This window comes from Lignipirellula cremea, assembly GCF_056501455.1.
This window is the reverse complement of sequence record NZ_CM151415.1, coordinates 6,197,315-6,220,416: the sequence shown is the minus strand read 5'-3', so window position 1 is coordinate 6,220,416 and position 23,102 is coordinate 6,197,315. Positions and strand designations below refer to the sequence as shown.

24 protein-coding genes are annotated in these 23,102 nt (G+C 65.7%); 8 read left to right on the top strand and 16 right to left on the bottom strand.

The window, feature by feature from the left end; genetic code table 11:
- The first annotated feature begins 7 nt into the window (after nt 1-7).
- On the top strand, nt 8-685 hold the full coding sequence (locus SH602x_RS24465; RefSeq protein WP_479474752.1) for a hypothetical protein: 678 nt from the start codon (nt 8-10) through the stop codon (nt 683-685).
- Nucleotides 672-1,070, top strand: coding sequence for a hypothetical protein (locus SH602x_RS24460; RefSeq protein ID WP_479474751.1), 399 nt, complete (start codon nt 672-674; stop codon nt 1,068-1,070). The genes SH602x_RS24465 and SH602x_RS24460 overlap by 14 nt, the downstream gene beginning before the upstream one ends.
- 54 nt (nt 1,071-1,124) lie before the next feature.
- Here the strand turns inward: SH602x_RS24460 and SH602x_RS24455 are convergent, their stop codons facing one another.
- The 4 genes from SH602x_RS24455 to SH602x_RS24440 all read right to left on the bottom strand — a co-directional run bounded on the left by SH602x_RS24455 (nt 1,125) and on the right by SH602x_RS24440 (nt 4,099).
- Entirely contained in the window at nt 1,125-1,619 is a 495-nt protein-coding gene (locus SH602x_RS24455; RefSeq protein ID WP_479474750.1) for a hypothetical protein, read from the bottom strand.
- Between the two features lie 9 nt (nt 1,620-1,628).
- Nucleotides 1,629-2,204: a hypothetical protein gene (locus tag SH602x_RS24450; protein ID WP_479474749.1), complete on the bottom strand. Its 576-nt coding sequence runs from the start codon at nt 2,202-2,204 to the stop codon at nt 1,629-1,631.
- Between the two features lie 110 nt (nt 2,205-2,314).
- A complete protein-coding gene (locus SH602x_RS24445) occupies nt 2,315-2,611 on the bottom strand; it encodes a hypothetical protein (protein WP_479474748.1) in 297 nt (98 codons plus the stop codon).
- Nucleotides 2,612-2,731: 120 nt separating this feature from the next.
- Nucleotides 2,732-4,099 carry a transposase gene (locus SH602x_RS24440; RefSeq protein ID WP_479472661.1) on the bottom strand — a complete coding sequence of 456 codons (1,368 nt, stop codon included), beginning with the start codon at nt 4,097-4,099 and terminating at the stop codon, nt 2,732-2,734.
- Nucleotides 4,100-4,226: 127 nt separating this feature from the next.
- On the opposite strand from SH602x_RS24440, the gene SH602x_RS24435 reads away from it, so the two are divergent.
- Nucleotides 4,227-5,018: a hypothetical protein gene (locus SH602x_RS24435; RefSeq protein ID WP_479474747.1), complete on the top strand. Its 792-nt coding sequence runs from the start codon at nt 4,227-4,229 to the stop codon at nt 5,016-5,018.
- Between the two features lie 84 nt (nt 5,019-5,102).
- On the opposite strand, the gene SH602x_RS24430 is transcribed toward SH602x_RS24435, so the two are convergent.
- The 7 genes from SH602x_RS24430 to SH602x_RS24400 all read right to left on the bottom strand — a co-directional run bounded on the left by SH602x_RS24430 (nt 5,103) and on the right by SH602x_RS24400 (nt 10,804).
- Nucleotides 5,103-6,038: a nucleoside hydrolase gene (locus SH602x_RS24430; protein ID WP_479474746.1), complete on the bottom strand. Its 936-nt coding sequence runs from the start codon at nt 6,036-6,038 to the stop codon at nt 5,103-5,105.
- A gap of 143 nt (nt 6,039-6,181) precedes the next feature.
- Nucleotides 6,182-6,805, bottom strand: a complete 624-nt coding sequence (locus SH602x_RS24425; protein ID WP_479474745.1) for a hypothetical protein — start codon at nt 6,803-6,805, stop codon at nt 6,182-6,184.
- A gap of 33 nt (nt 6,806-6,838) precedes the next feature.
- Nucleotides 6,839-7,822, bottom strand: coding sequence for an alpha/beta hydrolase family protein (locus SH602x_RS24420; protein WP_479474744.1), 984 nt, complete (start codon nt 7,820-7,822; stop codon nt 6,839-6,841).
- Nucleotides 7,823-7,929: 107 nt separating this feature from the next.
- Nucleotides 7,930-9,054 (bottom strand): alpha/beta hydrolase family protein, encoded by a 1,125-nt coding sequence (locus tag SH602x_RS24415; RefSeq protein WP_479474743.1) that lies wholly within the window; start codon nt 9,052-9,054, stop codon nt 7,930-7,932.
- Between the two features lie 12 nt (nt 9,055-9,066).
- A complete protein-coding gene (locus SH602x_RS24410; RefSeq protein WP_479474742.1) occupies nt 9,067-9,558 on the bottom strand; it encodes a hypothetical protein in 492 nt (163 codons plus the stop codon).
- A 117-nt stretch (nt 9,559-9,675) separates the two neighbouring features.
- Nucleotides 9,676-10,233 carry a hypothetical protein gene (locus SH602x_RS24405; RefSeq protein ID WP_479474741.1) on the bottom strand — a complete coding sequence of 186 codons (558 nt, stop codon included), beginning with the start codon at nt 10,231-10,233 and terminating at the stop codon, nt 9,676-9,678.
- 49 nt (nt 10,234-10,282) lie between these two features.
- Nucleotides 10,283-10,804, bottom strand: coding sequence for a hypothetical protein (locus SH602x_RS24400; RefSeq protein WP_479474740.1), 522 nt, complete (start codon nt 10,802-10,804; stop codon nt 10,283-10,285).
- Between the two features lie 300 nt (nt 10,805-11,104).
- On the opposite strand from SH602x_RS24400, the gene SH602x_RS24395 reads away from it, so the two are divergent.
- The 5 genes from SH602x_RS24395 to SH602x_RS24375 all read left to right on the top strand — a co-directional run bounded on the left by SH602x_RS24395 (nt 11,105) and on the right by SH602x_RS24375 (nt 16,066).
- On the top strand, nt 11,105-12,901 hold the full coding sequence (locus tag SH602x_RS24395) for a glucuronate isomerase (protein ID WP_479474739.1): 1,797 nt from the start codon (nt 11,105-11,107) through the stop codon (nt 12,899-12,901).
- 200 nt (nt 12,902-13,101) lie between these two features.
- Nucleotides 13,102-14,112 (top strand): hypothetical protein, encoded by a 1,011-nt coding sequence (locus SH602x_RS24390; protein WP_479474738.1) that lies wholly within the window; start codon nt 13,102-13,104, stop codon nt 14,110-14,112.
- A gap of 132 nt (nt 14,113-14,244) precedes the next feature.
- The gene (locus SH602x_RS24385) at nt 14,245-15,192 is read left to right on the top strand and encodes a MotA/TolQ/ExbB proton channel family protein (RefSeq protein WP_479474737.1); all 948 of its coding nucleotides are present in this window, start codon (nt 14,245-14,247) and stop codon (nt 15,190-15,192) included.
- Nucleotides 15,189-15,617, top strand: a complete 429-nt coding sequence (locus SH602x_RS24380; protein ID WP_479474736.1) for an ExbD/TolR family protein — start codon at nt 15,189-15,191, stop codon at nt 15,615-15,617. The genes SH602x_RS24385 and SH602x_RS24380 overlap by 4 nt, the downstream gene beginning before the upstream one ends.
- Nucleotides 15,614-16,066 (top strand): ExbD/TolR family protein, encoded by a 453-nt coding sequence (locus tag SH602x_RS24375; RefSeq protein WP_479474735.1) that lies wholly within the window; start codon nt 15,614-15,616, stop codon nt 16,064-16,066. The genes SH602x_RS24380 and SH602x_RS24375 overlap by 4 nt, the downstream gene beginning before the upstream one ends.
- Nucleotides 16,067-16,230: 164 nt before the next feature.
- On the opposite strand, the gene SH602x_RS24370 is transcribed toward SH602x_RS24375, so the two are convergent.
- From SH602x_RS24370 to SH602x_RS24350, 5 genes are all read right to left on the bottom strand, one after another.
- Nucleotides 16,231-16,683: a GNAT family N-acetyltransferase gene (locus SH602x_RS24370; protein WP_479474734.1), complete on the bottom strand. Its 453-nt coding sequence runs from the start codon at nt 16,681-16,683 to the stop codon at nt 16,231-16,233.
- A 42-nt stretch (nt 16,684-16,725) separates the two neighbouring features.
- The gene (locus tag SH602x_RS24365) at nt 16,726-17,400 is read right to left on the bottom strand and encodes a trimeric intracellular cation channel family protein (protein WP_479474733.1); all 675 of its coding nucleotides are present in this window, start codon (nt 17,398-17,400) and stop codon (nt 16,726-16,728) included.
- A 35-nt stretch (nt 17,401-17,435) separates the two neighbouring features.
- Nucleotides 17,436-18,314 (bottom strand): DUF6414 family protein, encoded by an 879-nt coding sequence (locus tag SH602x_RS24360; RefSeq protein WP_479474732.1) that lies wholly within the window; start codon nt 18,312-18,314, stop codon nt 17,436-17,438.
- 37 nt (nt 18,315-18,351) lie between these two features.
- Nucleotides 18,352-19,827: a DUF1501 domain-containing protein gene (locus SH602x_RS24355; protein ID WP_479474731.1), complete on the bottom strand. Its 1,476-nt coding sequence runs from the start codon at nt 19,825-19,827 to the stop codon at nt 18,352-18,354.
- A gap of 123 nt (nt 19,828-19,950) precedes the next feature.
- Entirely contained in the window at nt 19,951-23,031 is a 3,081-nt protein-coding gene (locus tag SH602x_RS24350) for a PSD1 and planctomycete cytochrome C domain-containing protein (RefSeq protein WP_479474730.1), read from the bottom strand.
- Between the last annotated feature and the right edge of the window lie 71 nt (nt 23,032-23,102).

Below are 23,102 nucleotides of genomic sequence, written 5' to 3'. Positions count from 1 at the left end.
GGTCGCCATGCCCTTCATCGTTCGCCGTAGCCTCGTCAATCGCTGGTCGGTCGCGTTCGCGGCGATCGTCGTACTGACGATCGGGACTGCGGCGTTCGCGATCGCGGGGTCGCAACTCGGCTGGCTGACTCGCGATCAACTTTCGGGGATCGGCGGACTGCTCCCGTTCGCGACGCTGATCGCATACGTCTACATCGTTTTGAACTGGATCGAGTCGGGCGGATGGTCGTGGAAGCTTGTCGCGGACGATCGCTGCGTCGACGTGTCCCGAGAGTTCTTGAAGCGACTGTCGAACGGCGATCCGGAAAGGGCCTTCGAGCTGACGGATTCCGCGACGTTCGAAGAACCTCAAAGGGAGTTCGCACGACTCGCGGCGTCGTGGATAGCTGACCGAACGCTGGTCTCGATCGGCGAGCAGGGGCTGACGACGGCGCCCGGAGTGGTTCCGCCGCATTACCGCGCGTTCGAAGGACTGCCGTTTTCGCTCGTTCAAGCAGAGTTCACCGAATCGCGAGACGGGGTCACGTACGTGCCGACGCTCCGGCTTGTCTTGCGCGACGATCGTTACTTCGTGCAGGCGATCGAGACCGTCGTCATGGGCTGCCGTTGCGATGACGGAGTCGTCTGGCGTTCGTGCGGCCCTTCGCAGGAGGCGTCGCCAGCGAGGGGCTATGAAGAAACTTGATCGACGATCCCGACTGGCGGAAATCCGCTGGATCCCGGCCAGCGAGGGCGGGCGACAGAGCCTGCCGTCCGGCGTCGGCGAACCGCCTTATGCGCCGATCATACGACTGCTCGATCCTGACGAGCCGGAGATCGACGGGGCGATCTGGTCGCTCGTCGTGAGGAAACTCGAAGGAGCGCAAGACGAGAGCGAAGAGAGCGACGACGGGGAGGCGGAATGGCTCGCCGAGATCGCGTTTCTGGTTGACGAAGCGCCGCATGAATCGCTGACGACGGGACGGCGATTCGAGCTGTACGAGGGCGCCCGCTGCGTCGCCCACGGGAGGATCCTCGGCTTCGCCGGCGATCGAAGCCCCTGCCTGGCGATGGGCGGATCGTTCGATTGAGCGGCACGAATCGGCCCAGGATTCAGCGCTGGCGTTGCTGCTCTGTGCAAATCTTCACGCCACCGCGTTTCGAGTCAGCGCGCGGCGAAGGATGCCGTAGGTCGACCAGCGCCGCATCTGTTTCTCGGTCGTCTTCAGCAGTTCTCGAACGTCGTCGTCCGAGAGCGTCGGGTCGAGAAGCAGGGCGTCGATCGCCCGATCTTCCTTGCTCCGATTCGGCAGCGGCTCGCCGGTTTCGACGACGTGGAGGCTGTTGCGGAGATACTCCATTACAACTTCCAGCGAGTTCCTGTCTTCGAAGACCGCGTTGGTCGTCACAGCCGGAAGTTCGCGTTCGAGAAACACACGCAACTCCGCACGAATCTCGTCGAAGTGCATCGCGAATCCGTTTTTCCCGCTGAGCTTGCTATAGCAGTAACGACAAACGCCGTCGCTTCCCAGCAGTCCCAGCTCGAGAAGGTCGATTCGCAGCCAGCGATGCTCCTCCGATTCGGCCGGCGCTGCGAAGCTGCGAGCTAGTCCGACGTAACCGGACGAGAGTTCCGTCATCGCCTCGCCCTACGGCTGACCGGGAACCGGCAGTCCCGGCACCGGCTGCGGCGCGGCGAGAGGCTGATTCTTCTTCTCGTCGTCGCTCATCACGCGCGAAGCGGCGCGGCTGGCGTGGATGCCGGCGCCGATGGGGACGTAGGTCATCCCGCCGGTCGAGCCGGGAGCGACCGAGGGTGCGAAGCCGGTCGAGGAGGGCGCGGCCTTGTAGGGCGACGCCATGAACTTCGAGGGGAGCTGCGCCGGGATCGTGCGGGTGGGGATCGCTTTCGCCGCCTTGCCCGCGTGCTTGGCGCCCTTACCGACGAGTCCGAAGATCGCCGCGAGGCCGATCACGCCGCCGCCGACCCAGGTCAGAACTCCGCCGGACGACTTGGGCTTCATCGGCGCGGGAACCGGCTGACCGCTCGCGTTCGCCGCCGCGAACGGACTCGTGCTGGGCGTGGCGAACGACGGATTCGCTTCGTCAGCGCCGAAGCCGTAGATCCCCGGCTTGCCGCAACTCGTGCAGACGAACTGCCGCCCCTGATCCTGGGCGAGGTATTCGATGCCCGTTCCGCAATGCTTGCAATTCATCGCATCCATCGACCATTCCTCAGCACGGCGTTTTCTACATCCGACGGTCAGCCGGTTCACCTTACCGGCCGGCAGGACGGCGAGCAACGGAAACTGTCTTCATTCGAGTCGGCGTTCGCTTATGGCAGGAACTTCGACCTGACCTGCGGCTCGTTCAACAGGACGAGAATCGCGACCCCGAGGGCCACGTTGACCACGTCGCACGAGACGATGCTGATCACCTGCATGATGGCGCTGGGGTAGGGCGGGCGCTGCTGACCGAGCGGCTTGTTCAGCAGGTTGAGCCCGTTGATCAGGCAGACGACCCCCACGGCCAGACTGTAAGCCGCGGTCAGCAGCGTCACGCAGACCACCAGCGCCGCGACAACGTTCGCCAGCGCCATCAGCAGCGCGACGCCCGCCCCGACCAGCGTCATGATCGCGATCGCCCGGGGCCGCCAGTCTTCGACCGGCCCGCCCGGACCGATTTTGATGCTTGTGCGGGGCGTTTAGCAGTCCCAGTCCGTTGATTTCCCTGTTCGCGAGAGCCTGAGCGTTCAAAAGGTCGCTGAGCGTCGAGGCATCAGGAGCGGGAGCCGGACGGCGACCGAGATGCTTAAGATCGCTCGATGCGATCCGACGGCGAAATCAGCGAAGCTGGAGAGCCCAAACGCGGCGGAAAGCGCTGCTCCCAGTTCTCCGAACTGTTTCGGCTTACCGGCGCCGAGGAGTTGGCGCAGGATCCGTCCCAAGTTGTAAGCGACGGCGGCGACGAGGTAGCGCTTGCGGATCTTGGCCAGCCCGCGAAGCCAGGTTCTCCTGCCGCCGCCCGTTTCGAGCACGTGCGCGAACGTCCGCTCGACCTTCTCGCTTCGTAGACGCTGCAGCCTGCGACCGCGACGTCCGCGCGCGTTCCGGCGATTGCGACGATAGGCCGCCTGACGACTCGGCGGCTTGCGTTTTCGCTTCCGAGACTTCGCTCGCTTCGGCTGCGGAATATACGTCCGCACGTGCGTCTCGTGCTGCAGCCGGTCGAGCGACTCTTCGCTGTGATAGCCCTTGTCCGCCGCGACCTCTTCCACGTCGCAGCCCGTGCCCGCCTCGCGCAGGTTCGTTCGCGCGGCGTTCACGGTATCTTCGATCGTCCGGCAGTCGCCGGCGGTCCCTTCGTAGACTTCCGCCGCGACGATCACGTCCGTCTCCAGATCGACGGCGTGTTCGACCTTGTACTTGAGATGCGTGCGACCGTCCTTCATCTTCCCGATCCGAGCGTCGGGATCGTGCGGATTGACCCACTCGTCGTTGGAGACCTTCTTGTCCTTCCGCTTCCTGTCGAAGCGGCGCAGCTCCTCGTCGTCCGGGTCGCTTACGCCCGTTTCGGCTTCGTAGAGCTTGCGAACGTACTCCTGCCAGTCGTCGCCGTTCTCCCGGCGGACGATCGACTTCATCGAAGCGTTCGCTTCGAGATCGCTGGCGTCGACGCCGAGCGTTTTGCCCTTGAGCAGACCCTTCTCGTGGCAGAGGCCGAGAACCAGGTCGAACGCGAGCTGATGGATCTCCAGCGGCAGCCGGTTTCGCGTCAGCGTGAGCGTCGAATGGTCCGGCGTCTCCTCGCCGGGACCGAAGCCCAGGAAACGGGCCAGCGAGCGACTGTCGTCGCAGCGCCAGGCGATGCCGCGCTGGCTGTCGATCCCCTCGAAGTAACCGATGAACAGCATCCGGAAGTAGACGCCCGGCGCCAGGCTCTTTCGCCCCGTCGTTTCGTAGTACGGAGCGGCCGCCTCTTCGAGCCGTCCGTCGAATTCGATCTCGGCCAGCAGCCCGTTCAGACGGTCGTAGAAGACGTTTCGCGGACCGCTCCCCAGCTTGTCCGTCGGAACCCAGAACGTCCCCTGCGTCTCCCGCTTCCGCTTGCCCAAGCCCATCGCGATTCCTCCCCCGCGTCGAGATCACGCGAGGATAGCGCAGGCAGGGCGAAAATCAACGGGCTGTTAGCGCAGCGCGCGGTCGCTGCAGTCCCGACAGGCGCAGAACGTTGCGAAGGGAACTCCATTGAAGACTTGCAAAACTTTAGCGCTCCTGTCCGTCGTCACGCTGGCTCTCGGCGCCTCGGTCGCCGTCGCACAACCGGTGGCGAATGCCGGCAACGACCGAACGGTGGCCGCGACCTACCATCCGGGCGAGTTCGTCCAGTTGAAGGGTGGCCAATCGACGGGAACGATCACCTCGTTCACCTGGGAGGCGACGGGGTTCGTCGGCGATCCTCCGCAGATCGCGTTCTTCTGGCTCGACGGCGTCAACGAAGGGAAGAACCCGATCGCGTTCTTCCCGGTCGGTACCACCACGGTCACGCTGACGGTGACGGACGCGACCGACCCCCTGAATCCCGTGACCGCCACCGATACGGTCGCGATCAAGATCACCGATAAGCGCTACCTCTCCCTGGTGTCGTACTATCGTCCTTGGGCCAGCGACCTTCCCTCCCGAGGGGCGTTCATTCTGTCGGACTGCAACGCTCTCGAAGCGCTGGAGCCGGGCAACCAGAATTTCCAGACCGCACAGAACGCCGCCGAAGTCGCCAAGGCGTACGAGGACTTCTGCCAGGCGATGCGATTCCTCTATCCCAGCAAGGCGGAATACGACTCGGTCGTGATGGAGTACTACCTGCTGGCGCGGCAGATCCAGGTCGAGCATCACGAAGGCGTCGCCTTCCATGTCTTCTACGGCAAGGGCAAGAGCTGGAGCGCTCGCGAGAAGCGAACGTTCGAGAACGCCCTCGATGCGGCGGAAATCGGCGACTACGATTTCGGGCAGGGCACGATCGCGGCCTTCCCGCTGCAGTAACGATCGAGTCGGCGCCTCGTCGACGAAGCCAGCAAGCCGTCTCGTCTCCGCGAGGCGGCTTTTTTCGTGCGCCGACGGTGACCGTCAACGCGCCGGCGCCGTCATCAACTCCTCGATCGCCTGCTCGACCCGGGCGTCGTCTGCGGCGGAGTCACGCGGCGCCTTCACGAGATAGCGGTGACGGCCCGTCGGCGACTCTTCGAACCTGAAGGTCATGTCCCGCGCGAGGTCCATCGTCCCGCGAGTCTCGCCGCCCCAATAGGGCCCGAGGCCGTGCACGGCGTAGAGCACGGCCGTCTGGTCGGCGACGTGGCGATCGCGCGGTTCGCCGCCGAAGTACGCGGCGTAGGCGAAGCGGACGGGGTGCGCCTCGGGCAACTCCTTCAGCCGCGCGCCGACGGCCAGGCCGCTGGGGACCGAGCCGATCTCGCGGCCCACGAAGACGATCTCGCCCGGCCAGTTCTGCACCGCGTCGTAGGACGATGCGGCGTCGACGGTGAAGTTGTTGTTGCCCAGCTTCAGATCGTCGACCGCCGGTCTGCCGATGAAGTTGCCTCCCATACAGACCCAGAGCTTGACCTTCTTCGCGGCCAGATCGCGTCCGCTCGGCAAATCGCCGTCCGCCGGCGCCTTCAGCAGGGCGGCCAGATTCGTCAGGTCGCCGACGCTGACGATGGTGACGCTGCCGTCGGGCTGCGCGGCGAGAACCTGGCGGTAGACGTCAACCGCCGCCGGAACCTTCGTCAGGTCGGTCGGCGTATCGTGCAGGAAGGCCTCGGCCAGCTTTCGGGCGTACTTCGACGCGGTCGTCGCCCCTTCGCGAGGAACGCCGATCGGCAGATCGGGTCGGCCATAGAACGCGTTGATCGCGTCGACGCAGGCGGGCGACCAGGCGTGCCGGGCCGAGCATATCGTCGCCAGCAGTTCCGCCTCCCCGCGATCCGCCAGGACATGCAGCATCGCCAGCGCGCCTGCGTCGTCGCAGTCGGAATCCATGTCCGTGTCGAAGATGATTTTCACGGGGGAGTTCGTCTTGCGGGACGGCTCCTCGCACGACGCGACGCCTGCCAGGAGACAGGGCGCAATCATCGAAAGGATGGCGGCAGCGGTCAGAGATCGCATGACGAAACCGAACTCGAGGAGACGCACGACGTTCTGGGATTTTAGTCGTCGCGAAGTCGCACGCTCAGCTTGCTCTGAAGCAGAGGGTCCCGAAGCAGCAGCGCTTCGAGCTCGATCTTCCGGCCCGACTGCAACACTCTGGCGCTGCTGGGACCGACAAGCTCTTCGAGGGGCGCCCGCAGGAACGGCGCCGTCAGCGGCAAGGCCTCTCGTTCCTCAGGCGACAAGGATTGCGTCGCGCTCTCGAGAACGCGATCATCCTGCAGGAGGCCCGCTTCCTGCAACGTTCGATCGTCGATGCCGAGGTAGGCGATGTTCGCGTCAGGCGCCGCGCCTCGCAACCAGGCATAAATGAGAAGATCCGGCGGATCGAGATCCCCCAGGAAGAAGACCTGCCGTTCGGCGAGCAGGCGCTGGACAAGAGTAGCGCGCTCGCTCTCCGAAGGTAGGCCAGCTTTGGTTAAAGCGTCGAACGGCACAAACGCGGGTTCGCGCCGTGACGCTTCTGGCAGCACGCTTCGCTTCGTGCAGTAGACGAGCGGTCCCATCTGTCCGTTCGCAGGGACGTCGGCGTAAGGAGCCTCGTCGCCGTGCTGAACGAACTCGCCCCCCTCGAAGCGATCGAAGACTCGCCGGATTCGATCGCAGTCGTCGGGTGTCGTCATCGGATCTCCGCTCGTTTTCGAAATCAGCTCCGCCTACGCTCCCTTCGTCTTCATCCACTCGATCGCTGCGGGAATGCCGCTGTCGATCATCGGCTGGTAGTGATCGCCGAAGGGGGCGACGTCGATCGTGACGTCCTTGCCGCGAGAGCGGAGATCCCCGGCGGCCGCTTTGACGTCCGCGGCGGGAACGTTGCCGTCGTCGTCCGCGGTGTAGAGAAACACCGGGCAGTTCAGCCGGTCGGCATGCGTCTTCGGCGAGCTGCGATGGGCGAAGTCGGTCGCCCCGGTCAACTGCATTTCGATGCCGCGAAGCGCCGGTCCGAAGCGAGCCGGCATATCGTAGACCGGCATGTAGGCCGCGACGCCGGCGAGGCGCGGTTCGTGCTCGGCGAAGAGCAGCGCCACCGTTCCGGCGCTGCTGTGGCCCGCGGCGAAGATGCGATTCGGATCGACCTCAGGAACCTTCGCCAGAACGAACTCCATCGCGTTGCGTCCGTTCACGACGCCGGCCATCGAGTCACGGAAAGCGTCGAACGCCGCCGGTTCGAACAGTCCGTCGGTGGGCCCGTCGAGCGAGTAGGCGACGACCGCGAGGCCGGCCTGCACGTACGGAATATGCTCTGCCTGGTCCCCTTCGCCGAGATCCATGCCTTCCATCATCGTCGTCCCTGCCGGGCCGATCAGCACGCAGGGGAGCGACCCCGGCGCGTGATCGCCGGGCGGCAGGTAGAGCCAGATCTGACCGGTCTGACCCGGTCCCGATCCCGCGAACTGCAACTCCGTCAGCAGCACGCCGGAATCGACCTCGTACGGTTCGACCGCCGAGCGGTCGGGCATCGGCGGGATCGGAACGCTGGCCGGTTCGAACGGCTGGAGAGCCGCGGCGGAAGCGGCCGGCGTCGACGAAACCCAGTACATCAGACCGCCGCATCCGCAGCAGACGAGCAGGCCCGCGACGGCGATTATCGCCGCGACGATGCCGACGATTTTGAGAGTCGGATTCGACGGATTATTCATCGACGATTCGGCTCTTCGGCGAGCGGAGGGTGTGAGCCCTCCGTGCTAGGGAATGCTTTCTTCGGCGCAGACACGGAGGGCTGACACCCCCCGCTCGCCTGGATCAGTTACGTCCGCGCTTTCAACCACTCGATCCCGGCTGGAATGCCGCTCTCGATCATCGCGCGATAGTGGTCGCCCGTCGGCGCGATCTCGGTCGTCACGTCCTTCCCGCGGACGCGAAGATCGCTGGCCGCACGGCGAACGGTCGCGACCGGGACATTGCCGTCTTTCTCCGACCCGAACAGGAAGACCGGACAGCGGAGGCGATCGGCGAACGAACGGGGCGAGCTTCTCGAAAGGAACTGCGGCGCGTCGGGATCGACCGACCGCAATGCCGGCGCCTTTCCGAGCGCGCCGACGACGTCGTACACCGGCATGTAGGCGACGCAGCCCTTCAGCCGCGGTTCGTGCTCCGCGTAGAGCAGGGCCAACGTCGCGGCGCTGCTGTGCCCCGCGATGAAGATCCGTTCGGGATCGACCTCGGGCGTCTTCGCCAGCACGAACTCCAGCGCGTTCCGGGCGTTGACCATGCCGCCGAACGCGTCACGAAACTTGCGATAGGGCTGGTCGGTATACCGGGGGTCGCCGTCGATGGAGAAGGCGACGACCGCGAAGCCCGCCTGCACGTAGGGGATGTGCTCGGCCATGTCGTCGTCGTCGAGCGCCTTGCCCGAGAGCAGGTTCGACCCGCCCGCTCCGATCAGCACGCAGGGGAGCGAGGCCTCGGTCAGTTCGCCCGGCGGCAGGTAGAGCCAGATCGTCCCGACGCCTCCCGGCAGGGACAGATCGCCCGGCCACGCCATCTGGTACAGAAAGGCCCCCGGCTTGGGCGACCAGGGGACGACGTCCGCGGGGTCGGGGAACTCCGGAACGGGCACGCCGGCGACCGGATTCGTCGGCCCTCCCATCGACGACGGTCCGGGCGAATCGCTGGCATCGTCCGCGACGACATACCCTTCCGCCCGACGCATCCCGGGCGGCAGGCCGGCAGGCGGCGCGACCGGCGGAGGTTGATTCTCCGTGGGCGACGTCGCGACTTCCGGCGTCGGAACGGTAACGATCTCCGGCTCCTGAAACCGGGGCCAGAAGTACCAGACCAGCACGCCGACCGGAATCATGATCGCCACCCACGCCCAGGCGGCGAAGATCAGCACGGCGGTCAGGAACTTCACGACGGGGTTGTTGGACATGCGCAGTTAGCGTCAGGGGCCTTCGCTCTCGGCCCGCTTCCAGGCGAGGTATTCATCCTTCGATCTCAAGTAGGCGCCGACTTCGGCAACGAGTCGAGGCTCGGCATTCACCACGACGACCAGATTCGGCAAACCTTGGATGGTCGGACCGGCCTGCTCCGCTTTCCAGCGGTCGGGCTCCACCTCGGTACGTATCTCCTCGATCACTTTCGCCATTTCGGCATCGACGACCGTTTGGTTCCAGCCGCTGCCGACGGAGCGGGAGATCCGCTGGTCGATCAGATCAGCGACGTCGAACACGCCTTCGCGTTCTTGAAGAATGGCAGAAAGATCGAGCGAGCGCTCGTAGCCTTCCGACTGTCCCGCCGCGAAACCCGCTTCGTGCCCACGGTCGTACCCTGCGTGTCGTCCGCCGAAGTAACCGGCGACCCAAAGCAGGGCGGTGCAAAGGCCGGCAAGCGACCACCGCAGCGCCCGTGCGGAAAGACGAGGTTTCGAATCCATGGCCGATCCGCCTCCTTCGCATGAACGGTTCGGAGCGATATCGGACGAGAGTAAGCTACTGCGCCTCCGAATCACAGTTCGGATTCATGCTTTCATGGTGCGCGGTCCGGCGAGCGTTCAGCGCAGCCCTCTCCCCCCGGCGTTATCGCCCTGAGGAAGCGGCGAAGTTTCTTCGAAGGCGGCCTTCCAGGCGAGGTAGTCCTCTTTCGATTTCAGATAGACGGCCAGTTCGGCGTGTCGCGGAGCGGTCGCCTCCACGACGAGGCTCTGATCGGCCGGAGCGGCCCGAACGCGGAAGAGGGGACCGTCGATGAAGTCCGTCTCTGGCCCCACGTCGCGGTAGATTTCTTCGGCAAGTTCCGCCAGCGCCTCGTTCGCCTGCTCGGAGTTCGTCGGTTCGACCGGGTTCTTGCCCAGGCGCCTCGCGATCAGAGGCTGAACGTCGTAGACGTGCGCGTACCACGATTCGCGCGTCCGCCCCTCGATGAGGTCCTGAATCGCATCGACGCGTCCTGCCTCGATCCCTTCCGCCGCCGGGACCAGGCCGTCGGCGTAGCCTTGCTCGCGTCCGACCGGGCGTCCGCCGAAATACCCCGCCGTCCAGAGCGCCGCGGCGACGCATGCCACGAAGGTCCACTGGAGCAGGCGATAGATGAGCCGGGGACGTGCTTCCATGGCGGTCCGATTTCCTGTTCGACAGCAGGACGAGCGGCGGCGCCGGGCGTCAGCGCGTCTCGGTCGACTTCTTCCACGCGAGATAGTCGTCCCTCGCGTAGAGATAACTCGCGATCTCCGCCTGATTCCCCGCCGTCTGGGAAACCACCAGCGTCCGATTCGTCGGAAAGCCGCGGATGGCTGCGGCGCCCGTGCCGCCGATCGCGGGCCAACTCTTCGGGTCGACCGTCTGGGTGATCTCCTGGATCAGTTGAGTGAAAGCCGCGTTGATCTCGGCGGGGGAGAGCGCCTCGCCCGGCTGCTTCTTCAGGCGTTCGTACATCGCGTCCTCGACCTCGAAGACGTACTCGTAGATCTTGTCCCCGGAGTGCCGCTCCTTGGTTTCTCGAAAGCCCTGGACCCAGCCGATAGCGACCGCTCGCGGACGAGCCGACTGAATCCCTTCGATATGACCCGTGTCGAAGCCAGCGTTCCTGCCGCCGAAGTAGGCGCCGAGCCAGAGCATCGCCGCGCAGCAGCCGGCGAGCGACAACTTCCAGAACCGACGCGGCCTGGCCGTTAGTTCGTCCATAAAGGAGTCCCTCTCCCCTATGTTCTGAAAGGCGAACGCATCGACCCGATTGGAATCGGCGGACGATCGAAGTTCGACTGTACGAAGGTTAACGGCTCGACCGGATCCCTCCAATCCGAATGGGAAGCTCTCGACGAGGTACTTTCGCTCGCTTCCCGGCGACGGACCGGAAGAGGTTCCCCGCGGTCCCGGTCCGTCGTTTCCGTCCCCGGAACCGGCAAGTAAGATGGACCGTTCGCCGCGGCGGTAACCTGCGGCTGAGGGGGTACTTTTCGCTTCTTCGCTTCTCCCGAAGATCTCATGAGCCGTCAGCTCGTCGACCGCATCTATCGCGAACTTTCGTCGCTGGTCATCGTCGATCCGCACACGCACATCGACCCCCATGCGCCGGCGTCGACGAACCTGGCCGACCTGCTGGGCTACCACTACTACACGGAACTGGCCCATTCCGCGGGGATGCCCAAGGCATCGATCGAAGCGGCGGGTCTGGACCCGCAGGAGAAGGTCCGCCGGCTGGTCGAGAACCTCAGCCCGCTGGAGAACACGATCCAGTACCGCTGGCTGATCGAGATCGCGCAGCAGTTCTTCGGCTTCCAGGGCGACTGGCTCACGCCGCACAACTTTCAGGATCTGTACGACGCTGCCGAGAAGAAGGCCGCCTCGCCCACGTGGGCCGACGACGTTCTGAAGCAGAGCAAGCTTTCGGCCGTCTTCCTGACCAACGACTTCGACGATCCGCTCGAAGGCTTCGACACGAAGAAGTACGTCCCCTGTCTCAGGACGGACGACCTGGTCTTTCACTTGGCCAAGCCGTCCGTGCGGGAGCGTCTGGCGAAGGCGTCGGGCATCGACGTCAAGGACGCGCGATCGCTGCAGGATGCGCTCGCCGCGCTCTTCAAGCATTTCTATGCGAAGGGGTGCAAGGCCTGCGCGATCTCGCTGCCGCCCGACTTCTCGCCGGCGCCGGTGACGCTCAAGCGGGCGGACACCGCCGTCGCTGATCTCTACGCCAAGGGCGAAGAGGCCAGCGAAGCCCAGCGCCAGGCCGCGGCGCGGTTCGTCTTCTGGTCGCTGGCCGAACTCTGCGATCAGCACGACTTGCCGTTCGATCTGATGATCGGCGTCAACCGCAACGTCTATCGCGACGGCGTCCACCAGGGCCGCGACCTGTACGACAGCCGGGTCTCGCTGATCCAGTACGCCGAGCTGTTCAACGCCTTCCCCGGCGTGACGTTCCCGGTCTCGGTTCTCGCCAGCGTGACGAACCAGGAGCTGGCCAGCTACTCCTGGATCTTCCCGAACGTCGTCGCGAACGGGCACTGGTGGTACTCGAACACGCCGTCGGTCATCGAGCGGGATCTGTCCGCCCGGATCGAGGCCGTGCCGCGAACGAAGCTGGTCGGCTACTACAGCGACATGTACAAGCTGGAGTTCGCGCTGCCGAAGTTCGCGATGTACCGCCGCGTTCTGGCGAAGGTGCTCGCCGAGAAGTACGTCCTCGACCTGGGGTGGAGCGAAGTCCACGCGATCGAGCTCGGCACGCGGATTCTGAAACGGAACACGGAGGAGATCTTCAAGGTCGGCGCTCACGAGCCGAAGGAGACCCCCGCGTCGAAGCCGCCGCTGAACGCGCTCGCTTCCGCCGGTTCCTCCGCCGCAGCGCTAGCCGCAGTCGGAGCGCCGGGCGAGAGCGAACTGGAGGCGATCGCCGATCTCGAGACGCAGCACGACGAGATCGAGTCGATGGACCTCTCGGACGAGGTGATCGAAGAGGCAGACATGGAAGAAGCCTCGCTGGCCGAGGAGGAGAGCGTCGGCGACGAGCTTTACTCGGGCGTTCCGATCGACCCGCTGGGCGATTCGCTGCCGCTGGACGACGCGGACCTTTCGCCCGCGCAGCCCCTTCCGCCGGTGCATGAAATCGATCCCGAGGAACTGGTCACGGAGGCGGAAATCGAGGAGAAGATCGAAGCGGCGGAGGAGCAGGCCTTCCGCGCGCAGACGCTCGATTCGCAGGTCCACGCCGACGAAGCCTCCGACGAATCGAAGCCCGACAGCGAGAAGGCCGCCAAGAGCGACAGCTCGATCTTTCCGTAGGGAGCGACCCGTCTCGCCCGTGCCTTACGAACTTGCATAGCCGCATCGACACGAGCGGCAGCACGGCTGGGCCAGCCAGCCGTGGCACACGGAGGAGACCAGTGGGCGAAAGCAATCTCGCGCGAAAAGCACGGCTGAACAAGCCAGCCGTGGCACACGGGGCCGCTTGGAGCTTCGTAGCGGCAGCGTGCGGCCTGCTCATGTTTGCGAGCACGGCAGTTCCCCTCCGTGCCGATCACGTCCTGGTCGAACCTGACGATCCGCGAGATCCGCCGACGAAGATCGAGGGCGCCATCCTGGAACGGACCGGATCCGTCGTGACGATCCAGACGGCGCCGGGGCGAACGCAGGAGATCCCGGGCGAGAAGGTCGTCTCCGTCGAGGCGACGAAGTCCGAGGGCCAGCGAACGGCAGAGGAACTCCTCGCGAAGCATCAGTTCGCCGAGGCCTTCGACGCGCTCGTCGACGCGGAAACGAAGGAGCCGCGGGAGTGGGTCAAGCGGGAAATTCTCGCGCTCGCCTCGGCGGCTCGAAGAGAGCAGGGGGACCGGCTGGGCGCGGCGAAGTTCGGGCTCTACCTGCTGGACGAAGATCCGGCTTCGCCCCACGCGGAGGCGCTGCCGCTGGTCTGGCAGGACGAGCCGCTGGGCGTCCCCGAACGCGAAGCCGCGAAGGGCTGGTTCGATTCCGACAGCGAACCGGCCCAACTGCTCGCGGCGAGCTGGCTGCTGGGCGATCCGGAGTTCGCCGCGGCTGCGCAGGCGAAGCTGAAGACCCTCTCCGCGTCGATCGACCGGATCATCGCCACGCTCGCGAAGCTGCAACTGGCACGGCGCGATCCGTCGCAGTCGCCGGCAGATCTGGCGGCGCTCGTCGAGAAGCTGCCGACCGGCGTCAAGGCGGGGCCTTACTGGCTGCTCGGTCGCGAGTACGAACGGGCCGGCGATACTTCCGCCGCGCGGATCGCCTACCTGCGCTGCGGGCTCGGGTATTCGTTTCCCCGGGAGACGGTCGCCTCGGCGCTGGTCGCCGCCGCTCGCTCCGGCGCCGAAGTTCCCTCGGGATCCGAACAGGCCCCCCGCGTCCTGCCTGCGAGCGAACGGGCGAGGCTGCTACAATTCGCCGTCGAACGGGGAGGCGAGACCACGTCAGGTCGCGAAGCCCGGACCCTGCTCGAGAACCTGCGCAGCGAAGCGACAAGGTCTCGATAGGACGGGTTGCCTCGACTCGCTCCTTCGGGTGGCACTGGCTTGGTACCGAGTAGCTTGTTCGACGAACGACCGCCGCTGCCGCCCGGGAAGGGCCCGGCCTTTCGCGATGGTCATCCAAAATAGGAGGGAGTCTTGAGCGGCATCCTAGCAAGGACGCAGGCAGCTTTGGGAGCGATCCGCCGGACCGCGATTGGCGGGACCCTCCTGCTGCTGTTCGCGCTCGCCTGCTGGTCGGGCGGAGCGCTGGCGCAGGAAGATGGCGCCGCTCCTGCGACCGAGCCTGCTGCAACCTCGCCGGAGACCGCAGCGGCGGAGGCTTCTGCCGGCGCCGACGATCACGTCCCGACCGGCTTCTTCGAGATCGTCTTCTCGGGCGGCCTGCTCGGCATCGCGTTCGTCGTCGCTCTGTTCGCGCTCTCGGCGATCGCGGTCTACCTGATCGTAGAGCAGTCCCTCGTTCTCCGGCGGTCGGTCATCCTGCCGCCGGGCCTGGCGGAAGAGGCGAGCGAGGCCGTTCGCTCGGGGCAGATCGGACTCGCCCGGCAGCTATGCGTCGACCGTCCGAGCGTGCTGGCGTTCGTGATCGCGAAGGGCCTGGAAGAGGTCGACAGCGGCTGGGCTTCGATGGAGAAGTCGATGGAAGACGCGCTGGCCGAACAGTCCGCGCGGCTCTTCCGCAAGATCGAGTACCTCACCGCGATCGGCAACATCGCCCCGATGATCGGCCTGCTCGGCACCGTCGTCGGCATGATCTTCGCCTTCCAGCAGGTGGCGCTCTCCCGCGGATCGGCAGGAGCCGGCGACCTGGCGGAAGGGATCTACCAGGCGCTGATAACCACGGTGGGCGGTCTGCTGATCGCGATCCCCGCGCTGGGCGCCTTCGCCGTACTGCGAAACCGGGTCGATCAACTGGTCGCCGAAGTCGCGTACGAAGCGCTGCACGTCCTGCGACCTTTGAAGCGTCGTAGCGCGGGCGGAAGTCCTGCGCCAGCGAACGCTCCGGCGCCCGCGCCCGTTCCTTCGCCGAAGCCGGGCGTCTCTTCCGGTCCCCAGGCGCCGCCTCCCCCGCCCTCGCGATGAAGATCCCTTCGCGATCCCGGTCCCGCTCGGTCGGCTTCGACATGACGCCGATGATCGACGTCGTGTTTCAACTGATCATCTTCTTCCTGGTCGCGTCGAGCCTGTCGCAGCAGGAGTCGATGTTCCCGCTGAAGCTGCCCGTCGCGGCGAGCGGCCAGAGCGACGCGCCGGACGACCTCCCCTCCGCCACGATCAACGTCCTGCCCGATCGCAGCGTCATGCTGGCCGGCAAACCGGTCCCGGTCGAGGCGCTGGCCGATCGACTGGCCGAACTCAGGCGGGGATCGGGCGCCGACGTGCGGATTCGGATCCGGCTCGACCGCGAGCTTCCCTACGAGGCGCTCGAACCGGCCCTCGTCGCCTGCGCGCGGGCGGAAATCTGGAACGTGCAGATCTCCGTCTTCCGCGAGGAGGAAGCGCGATGAGGGTTCCCGTCGGTTCGCGATCGGGCGGCGCCAGCCTGAGCGAGGCGCTCACGCCGATGATCGACGTGATCTTCCTGCTGCTGGTCTTCTTCGTCTGGACGACCGGTTTTCAGGCGGTGGAGTACCTGCTCCCCAGTCCGCTTTCGACCGCCGCGGGCACGCGCCCCACCGTCGTCAACGTGCCGCCGCCCGAGGCCGATTTCGACACGGTCGTCGTACGCCTGCACCGCGCGGGCGAAGGGATCGCGATCGAAGTCAACGGCTCGCCGATGGAGAGCGAGGCCGCGACGCTCGCCTTCCTGCAGTCGCTGGCCGAGCTGAAATCCGACGCCCCGGTCGTGCTCGCCCCCGATCCCGACGTCGCCGTGAAGCACGTCATCCGCCTCTACGACGGCGCCCGCCTCGCCGGCTTCGAGACGCTGCAATTCGCGGCGAACGAGGGCGCATGAATGGCGAGCGGAGGGTGTCAGCCCTCCGTGTCCCGCGCAGCGAAGCTTCATGGAACACGATCGGTTCGTGCTTTCCGTCGCGCTTTCGAACGTGCGCGATACGAGTCGATCGCGTAGTCTGGTCGCACACGGAGGGCTGACACCCTCCGCTCGCCTGAGAGGCGCTAAGCGCCGTTCGTCTCGATTCTCGGTTCTTCACGATCTCTTACCCAGCATGAATCGTGCGGACGCATGCCGATGTGGGGGTAATACGTCCGGGCCTTCGGGGCCGCGATCAGAACCAGCAACGTGTGCAGCCCCGCCGCTTCGTGCGTCCGGCGGATCAGTTCGCGCCCGATGCCGCGACCCTGCTGGGCCTCGTCGACGGCCAGATCCGCGAGATAAGTCGCCAGGGAAGCGTCCGTCAGCGCCCGGGAGACGCCGACCAGGGCGCCCTGCTCGTCGCGGGCCGTGACGATGACCGTCGCGTTGCGAAGCGCGCGATCGAGCAGCGCCGGCTGGTCGATCGGGCGCCGCTCGGCCAGCGTCGAACGGATCAGCACGCTCGTGAATTCCTCGACCGAGAGATCGGGTTCCAGAGCGTAGGCGATGCCCGAGGCAGATTCGGTCGGCGGCATGGGTGCGATCGAGAGTAAGACAGGCAAGAAGAACGCGTCGGATCATTCGCCTTCGTCATCGACCGCGCGACGGCGATCGACGGGGCCGGGGCGATGTTTCGAGAATCGCATTCCCTCTCGCGTCAGGCGAACGTTCCAGCGGAGCGCGGCGAGTCGCAACGCGACGGCGCTCCCGGCGGCGACGCCGTAGGCGATCGATTCCGGCGCTTGAATCGCCGCCAGACCGAGGTAGACCCAGGCGGCGAAGAAGGCGCACGTCGCGTACAGGGGCGTCGAGGGCCGGAAGAGCGACGGGATTTCGTTGGAGATGATGTCCGCGATGACGCCGCCGAAGGTGCCCGCGATCGTGCCGATCAGCGCCGCCGGAAACAGGGGAACGTCCGCCTGCCGTGCGAAATCGACGCTCACGACCGCGAACAGCCCCAGGCCGAGCGCATCGGGCACCGTCAGCCAGCGTTCGAGCGCCGCGGGAAGTCGCGGCGCCAGCGCCCCCAAGAGCGCGATGCCGAACACGATCGCCGGATAGTGCGGCTTCTCGATCCAGAACAGGGGCGTCCGATCGAGGAACAGATCCCGCAGCGTGCCCCCTCCGAACGCGACGACGAAGGCCATCGCGAACAGGCCGACGAAGTCCATCTGCTTCCGCGATCCCAGCAGCACGCCGAAGATCGCCGAAGAGACCACCGCCGCGAATTCGACGAATGTAACGAGGTTCATTCGCGGCCGAGAGTACGTCGCTCGCGAGCGTCCAACTAAGCAAAGATTGCGATGGGAAGAATCTGGATAGCCGGCCCCCGAATGTCCCACTCAGGCGGTGGCAAGACGAAGCCGGCCATCTCGGTAGAGTTAAGTGCCTGCTGCAGGCCTCCCAGCAGCGAGGGAGGCAGCCTTCCGACCGCCGACTTTCGATTGAGATTAATAGCTTCGCTGTCGTCCTCTAAACACCGAGTCACTTTTCCCACTACACAGAATGTCCCATCAACGAGGTCGGACATAGTTGGATCGTTGAGAAACTGTCGTTCGATCGAAACGACTGCCCTGTGGGACGAGGGAAGAGGAGGAGTGATTAGATCTACCGTATCGCCTGCGTTGAGGGCTCGGTTAAAGCTGGAAATCTGGCCCCGTAGCTTTCCGACGTCGCTCGTGGAGATCGCTCCGGGCTTCGGCTTCTTTTCGGCGAACGAAGCGAACATCTCCATCAACTGCTCGAACGCACCGAGCGACTCGATGAGAGGGTTGCGAGTGAGCGTCGACGAGAACTCAACGAGGTCGCCCGCCTTCAAGTCCGTTCCTGTCCCGAGTGTTTTAATGAATTCTCGTTCGCGGAGAATGGATCTCAACAGCACGAACAATGACGCCGGTGTGTGAATCTTCTCTTCCTCTGTCGTCCGACTCATTCCATCGCCGACTTGACGATTCTTCTGCCCTCCGACGCTTATTTTCAACAAGGAGGCAAAAGCATCGGCGATTCCGAAGTTAGAGCCAATGGTCGTGTCGCTCTGCGACGACTTCGATTCGGCGTTAGAGACGCGAGTGACGGAAGAGATCCCGCCTTGAAGTACAGCCACTAGGTCAAAGACGAATCGCTGATTGAGATAGACGGGAATTACGAGATCACTCTCAACGACCATTAGCGAATTCCTTTGCGACATTCACCGAGAGCATTCGCTACGCAATCAACTCCTTCACCACGCTCCCATGCACGTCGGTCAGCCGATAGTCCCGGCCCTGGAAACGGAAGGTGAGGCGTTCGTGGTCGAAGCCAAGCAGGTGCATGATGGTGGCCTGGAGGTCGTGGACGTGGACCGGGTTCTCGGCGACGCCGAAGCCCAGTTCGTCGGTCTGGCCGTACTCGAAGCCCCCCTTCGTGCCGCCGCCCGCCAGCATCATGGTGTAGCAGTCGGGGTAGTGATCGCGGCCCAGGTTGTCGCCGCCGGCGGTGCGTCCCTCGCGGAAGGGCGTACGACCGAACTCGCCGCCCCAGACGACGAGCGTGTCTTCGAGTAGGCCGCGCTGCTTCAGATCCTTGATCAGCGCGGCGACGGGCTTGTCCATGGTCGCGCACTTGTTCGTGAGACCCTGGGTCAGGTTCTCGCCCGCGCCGGTGCCGTGGAAGTCCCAGCCCCAGTCGAAGAGCTGCACGTACCGGACGCCCGCCTCCAGAAGACGCCGGGCGAGAAGACAGTTGTTGGCCAGGCTCGATTCGCCCGGCTTGGCGCCGTAAGCGTCGAGCGACTCTTGAGTTTCCTTCGACAGGTCCATCACGTCGGGCACGCTGGTCTGCATCCGGAAGGCCAGTTCGTACTGTGCGATGCGGGTGAGCGTCTCCGGATGATTCTCCTGCTCCGACTGCAGGCGGTTCAGTTCGCCGAGCGCGTCGAGCGTCCGGCGGCGAAGCGTCCGGTCCATGCCGGGCGGATCGGAGACGTACAGCACAGGGTCCCCCTTCGAGCGGCACTGCACGCCCTGGAAGACCGACGGCAGGAAGCCGCTGCCGTAGGCGTTCTTGCCGCTGTTAGGCTGCACGCCGGAGGAGATCAGCACCACGAACCCGGGCAGGTCGCGATTCTCCGACCCCAGGCCGTACGTGACCCAGCTCCCCATCGAGGGGCGACCCGAGCGGGGCGAGCCCGTGTAGACCAGCAGTTCCGCGGGGGCGTGATTGAACTGGTCGGTGTACATCGAGTGGACCAGCGCGACGTCGCCCGCGACCTCTTTCAGATGCGGGATCGCGTCGGACATCCAGAGGCCGCCCGGGCCGACCTGCTCGAACTTCCGCGGCGTGCCGAGCAGCTTGGGCGTGCCCGAGGTGAAGGCGAACTTCTTCCCTTCGAGGAACTGCTGCGGGCATTCCTCGCCGGTCCGTTTCACCAGTTCGGGCTTGTAGTCGAAGATGTCCAGGTTCGGCGGCGAACCGGTCATGTGCAGATAGACCACCCGCTTCGCCTTGGCCGGGAAGTGCGGCGCCCGGGCGGCCAGCGGATCGATGCTGTCGATCGCCGGCGCCCCCCTGTTTTCAGCAGCGACGGCGTAGCCTTCGTCGGAGAGGATCGACGACAGCGCCATCGCCCCCACGCCGAGACCGGAGGCCTGGAGGAAGTGCCGGCGAGTGGCGTTCGTGAGATGATTTAGGTCGGGTCGCATATCGTTTAACCTTCGCTGGGAAGGGGGTCGCTTCGCAGGCAGCTTCTTGTAGGGCAGGCGCCCCGCCTGCCACGATTCCTGGTACACGCCGCAAGGCAGGCGGGGCGCCTGCCCTACGAGAGATCACCGCTTCATCAACGCTTCGTCGAGATTCAGCAGCACGTTACCGACGGTCGTCCAAGCCGCCAGTTCGACCGGGTCCATCCCTTCGGGAAGCGGCCCGAGCGGGTCGGTCGCGAGCTTGGTCGCTTCTTCCGGCTTGCCGTCGAGGTTCGCCTTCGCGTCGGCGTACAACGCGAGGATCGCGTCGCGTTCGGCATCGCTGGGGGGACGACTGACGACCAGGCGGAAGCCGCGAACGGCGCGGTCGGCGTCGTTGGAGGCTTCCTTCATGATTCTACGCGCGAGGGCCTGGGCGGCTTCGACGTAGACAGGGTCGTTCAGCGTCACGAGCGCCTGCAGGGGCGTGTTGGTCGGGACGCGTTTGAGCGTGCAGACCTCGCGTGTCGGCGCGTCGAAGCTGGCCATCGAGGGATAGGGATTCGAGCGCCGCCACTGTACGTAGAGTCCCCGGCGGTAGCGGTCCTCGCCCGCGCTGGTGGTCCAGTCGATCTGTCCGCCGAACGCGGCGTTGAGGCCCGTCGTCGGCTGGGGAGGACGCACCGGCGGGCCGAACATCTTTCGCGAAAGGAGTCCCGCCGCGAACAGCGCCTGGTCGCGCACCGCCTCGGCGGCGAGACGCTGCCTGGGTCCGCGAGCGAGCCAGCGGTTGTCAGGATCGAGGGCCAACTTCTCCTCCGTGGCGGTCGAGGCCTGGCGATAGGTCTCGGTCATCACGAGCTGCTTCAGGAAGGCCTTCATGTCCCAGTCGAGGCGGACCAGTTCCGTCGCGAGCCAGTCGAGCAGTTCGGGATGACTCGGCGGATCGCCCTGGCTGCCGAACTCTTCGCTGGTCGGGACGATGCCGACGCCGAACAGACTTTCCCAGTAACGATTCGCCGTGACGCGCGCGGTCAGCGGGTTCTCCGCGCTGACGAGCCACTGCGCCATCGCCAGCCGGTTGGGCGTCGTCCCTTCCGGCGGTTGCGGGAAGACCTCGGGCAAGCCCGGCTCGACCTTGTCGCCATGTACGTTGAAGGCGCCGCGAAGCTGCACGAACGTCTCGCGACGCTTGTTCTCGGCCAGCTCTTCCATGATCGGCACGGAGATTCCCGGCTTCAGTTCGGCGAGCGACTTCTCGACCTGCGCCAGGCGATCGCGAACGGCGGCCAGTTCCGGCGCCGTGGTCGATGCGTAGTGCGTTTCGAGCTTCTTACGACCTTCGTCCTTCAGCTCTGCCTGAGGCCTCTTCAGCAGTTCGGCGATCTCCTTAGGCAGCTTCGACGCTTCGGCGAAGCCCTCGGCGGCTGTAGCTCCGAAACGGAAACTTCCCAGCGTGTGGTTTTCGTAAGGCGACCGCTGCTCGATGCGGACGAACAGCTCTTCGCCCTCGGCGAGCGCGATCGGTTCGTTCGGCACGAGGAGCAGTTCATGCGGCTTGTCGGTCTGCCCCGCGACGGCCCAGCCGGGACGCGACTCCTTCGCCTGCATCAGCGACGCGGCAGGAAAGCCGTCCTGGTCGTAGTCGGACTTCGTTACGGCCCAGGGAAGCGGCGCCGCATCGGCTGCGATCTCGGCGCCGGTCTTGCGGACGAAGACTTCGACCGCGGTGACGACGAAGTTGCCGCCGCCGAATCCGGTTCCTTTGCCGGGCAGGCTCGCGTGCGGGAAGGTCTCGATGCGGAGCGCGCGGATCGGCTGAGTCGGATCGGCCAGCCGATCGCGCGAGAGCGCGACAGCATAGTCATCCTTGCCAGCGGACTTCTTCGCCAGGATCTTGCCTTCGCCGTCGACGTCGAAGGGGACGCCCTCCTTCGAGGAGACGCTGGCCGGGATCCAGTTCGCCCAGCCGCCCGGCGCTCCGGCGAACTTCGCCCGCCAGGCGTCGTAGTCGAGGCGCATTTCGTCGGTCACCGCCAGCTTCGGGCGAAGCTCGGCGACCTCGGCCTCCCAGGCGAGCTTCTGCTGCGTCTGGTCTTCGGTGAACGCGGTCAGCAGGGGCTCCTCGTTCCGACGATCGGCGTCGGCGGACTGGTTCAGGATGGCGAAGAAGCGGAAGTAGTCGTGCTGCGTGAGGGGATCGTACTTGTGCGTATGGCACTGCGCGCACGCCATCGTCGTCCCCATCCAGACGGCGAAGGTCGTGTTCACGCGATCGACGACGGCGACGTTGCGGAACTCCTCGTCGTCGGTGCCCCCCTCGCTGTTGGTCATCGTGTTGCGATGGAAGGCCGTCGCGATCCGCTGGTCCTGCGTCGCGTCCGGCAAAAGGTCGCCGGCGAGCTGCTCGATCGTGAACTCGTCGAAGGGCTTGTTCGCGTTCAGCGAGCGGATGACCCAGTCGCGATAGGCCCAGATCTCTCGGCCCGGGTCGTCGGCGTAGCCTGCGCTATCGGCGTACCGCGCGAGATCGAGCCAGTCCTTCGCCCAGCGTTCGCCGTACGCCTCGCTCGCCAGCAGCCGATCGACCAGCCGTTCGTACGCGAGCGGATCTTCGTCGGCGACGAACGCGTCGACCTCCTCGATCGTCGGCGGCAGGCCGGTCAGGTCGAGGGACACGCGGCGAATGAGGGCGTACTTGTCGGCAGGCGGCGAAGGCTCGAGTCCCTCCTGCCGCATCCGCGCGAGGATGAACCGATCGACGGCCGAGCGCGACCAGGCGGGATGATCGACGGCGCCGTCGACTTCCGGCGGCGTCGGACGGACCGGCGATTCGTAGGCCCAGTGCTGGGCGTACTTCGCACCTTCGGCGATCCACCGGCGAAGGGTCTCGACCTCCGCCTGCGTCAGCGCTTCGCCGTGCCCCTCGGGCGGCATGCGGAGCGATGCGACGTCGGACGCGACGCGGGCGATCAGTTCGCTGGCGCCCGGATCGCCCGGCACGATCGCGACCGCGCCGGAGTCGACCGCCTCGAGCGCCGCCTCGCGAAGATCGAGCCGGAGCCCCCCCTGCAACGATTCCTCGTCCGGACCGTGACAGAGGAAGCAGCGGTTCGACAGGATCGGCCGGACGTCGCGATTGAAGTCGACGGGCGGACGCTCTTCGGCTGTCGCCGAGAGAACCGACGACAGGAAGAGCAGCGGAAGCAGGCGTTTCACGGACATTTTTCTCTCAGGCGAGCGGAGGGTGTCAGCCCTCCGTGTTCGTCGAAAGCAGTTCGGCGAGGTCTCTCGAA

Excerpts from the sequence above, each read along its gene's own strand:
- SH602x_RS24375 (WP_479474735.1), top strand. The coding sequence starts at position 15,614 with ATGAGGGTTCCCGTCGGTTCGCGATCGGGCGGCGCCAGCCTGAGCGAG.
- SH602x_RS24425 (WP_479474745.1), bottom strand. The coding sequence starts at position 6,805 with ATGACGACACCCGACGACTGCGATCGAATCCGGCGAGTCTTCGATCGC.
- SH602x_RS24360 (WP_479474732.1), bottom strand. The coding sequence starts at position 18,314 with ATGGTCGTTGAGAGTGATCTCGTAATTCCCGTCTATCTCAATCAGCGA.
- SH602x_RS24370 (WP_479474734.1), bottom strand. The coding sequence starts at position 16,683 with ATGCCGCCGACCGAATCTGCCTCGGGCATCGCCTACGCTCTGGAACCC.
- SH602x_RS24405 (WP_479474741.1), bottom strand. The coding sequence starts at position 10,233 with ATGGAAGCACGTCCCCGGCTCATCTATCGCCTGCTCCAGTGGACCTTC.
- SH602x_RS24400 (WP_479474740.1), bottom strand. The coding sequence starts at position 10,804 with ATGGACGAACTAACGGCCAGGCCGCGTCGGTTCTGGAAGTTGTCGCTC.
- SH602x_RS24415 (WP_479474743.1), bottom strand. The coding sequence starts at position 9,054 with ATGTCCAACAACCCCGTCGTGAAGTTCCTGACCGCCGTGCTGATCTTC.
- SH602x_RS24395 (WP_479474739.1), top strand. The coding sequence starts at position 11,105 with ATGAGCCGTCAGCTCGTCGACCGCATCTATCGCGAACTTTCGTCGCTG.
- SH602x_RS24450 (WP_479474749.1), bottom strand. The coding sequence starts at position 2,204 with ATGGATGCGATGAATTGCAAGCATTGCGGAACGGGCATCGAATACCTC.
- SH602x_RS24460 (WP_479474751.1), top strand. The coding sequence starts at position 672 with ATGAAGAAACTTGATCGACGATCCCGACTGGCGGAAATCCGCTGGATC.
- SH602x_RS24465 (WP_479474752.1), top strand. The coding sequence starts at position 8 with ATGCCCTTCATCGTTCGCCGTAGCCTCGTCAATCGCTGGTCGGTCGCG.
- SH602x_RS24410 (WP_479474742.1), bottom strand. The coding sequence starts at position 9,558 with ATGGATTCGAAACCTCGTCTTTCCGCACGGGCGCTGCGGTGGTCGCTT.
- SH602x_RS24420 (WP_479474744.1), bottom strand. The coding sequence starts at position 7,822 with ATGAATAATCCGTCGAATCCGACTCTCAAAATCGTCGGCATCGTCGCG.
- SH602x_RS24355 (WP_479474731.1), bottom strand. The coding sequence starts at position 19,827 with ATGCGACCCGACCTAAATCATCTCACGAACGCCACTCGCCGGCACTTC.
- SH602x_RS24380 (WP_479474736.1), top strand. The coding sequence starts at position 15,189 with ATGAAGATCCCTTCGCGATCCCGGTCCCGCTCGGTCGGCTTCGACATG.
- SH602x_RS24365 (WP_479474733.1), bottom strand. The coding sequence starts at position 17,400 with ATGAACCTCGTTACATTCGTCGAATTCGCGGCGGTGGTCTCTTCGGCG.
- SH602x_RS24455 (WP_479474750.1), bottom strand. The coding sequence starts at position 1,619 with ATGACGGAACTCTCGTCCGGTTACGTCGGACTAGCTCGCAGCTTCGCA.
- SH602x_RS24440 (WP_479472661.1), bottom strand. The coding sequence starts at position 4,099 with ATGGGCTTGGGCAAGCGGAAGCGGGAGACGCAGGGGACGTTCTGGGTT.
- SH602x_RS24350 (WP_479474730.1), bottom strand. The coding sequence starts at position 23,031 with ATGTCCGTGAAACGCCTGCTTCCGCTGCTCTTCCTGTCGTCGGTTCTC.
- SH602x_RS24390 (WP_479474738.1), top strand. The coding sequence starts at position 13,102 with ATGTTTGCGAGCACGGCAGTTCCCCTCCGTGCCGATCACGTCCTGGTC.
- SH602x_RS24445 (WP_479474748.1), bottom strand. The coding sequence starts at position 2,611 with ATGACGCTGGTCGGGGCGGGCGTCGCGCTGCTGATGGCGCTGGCGAAC.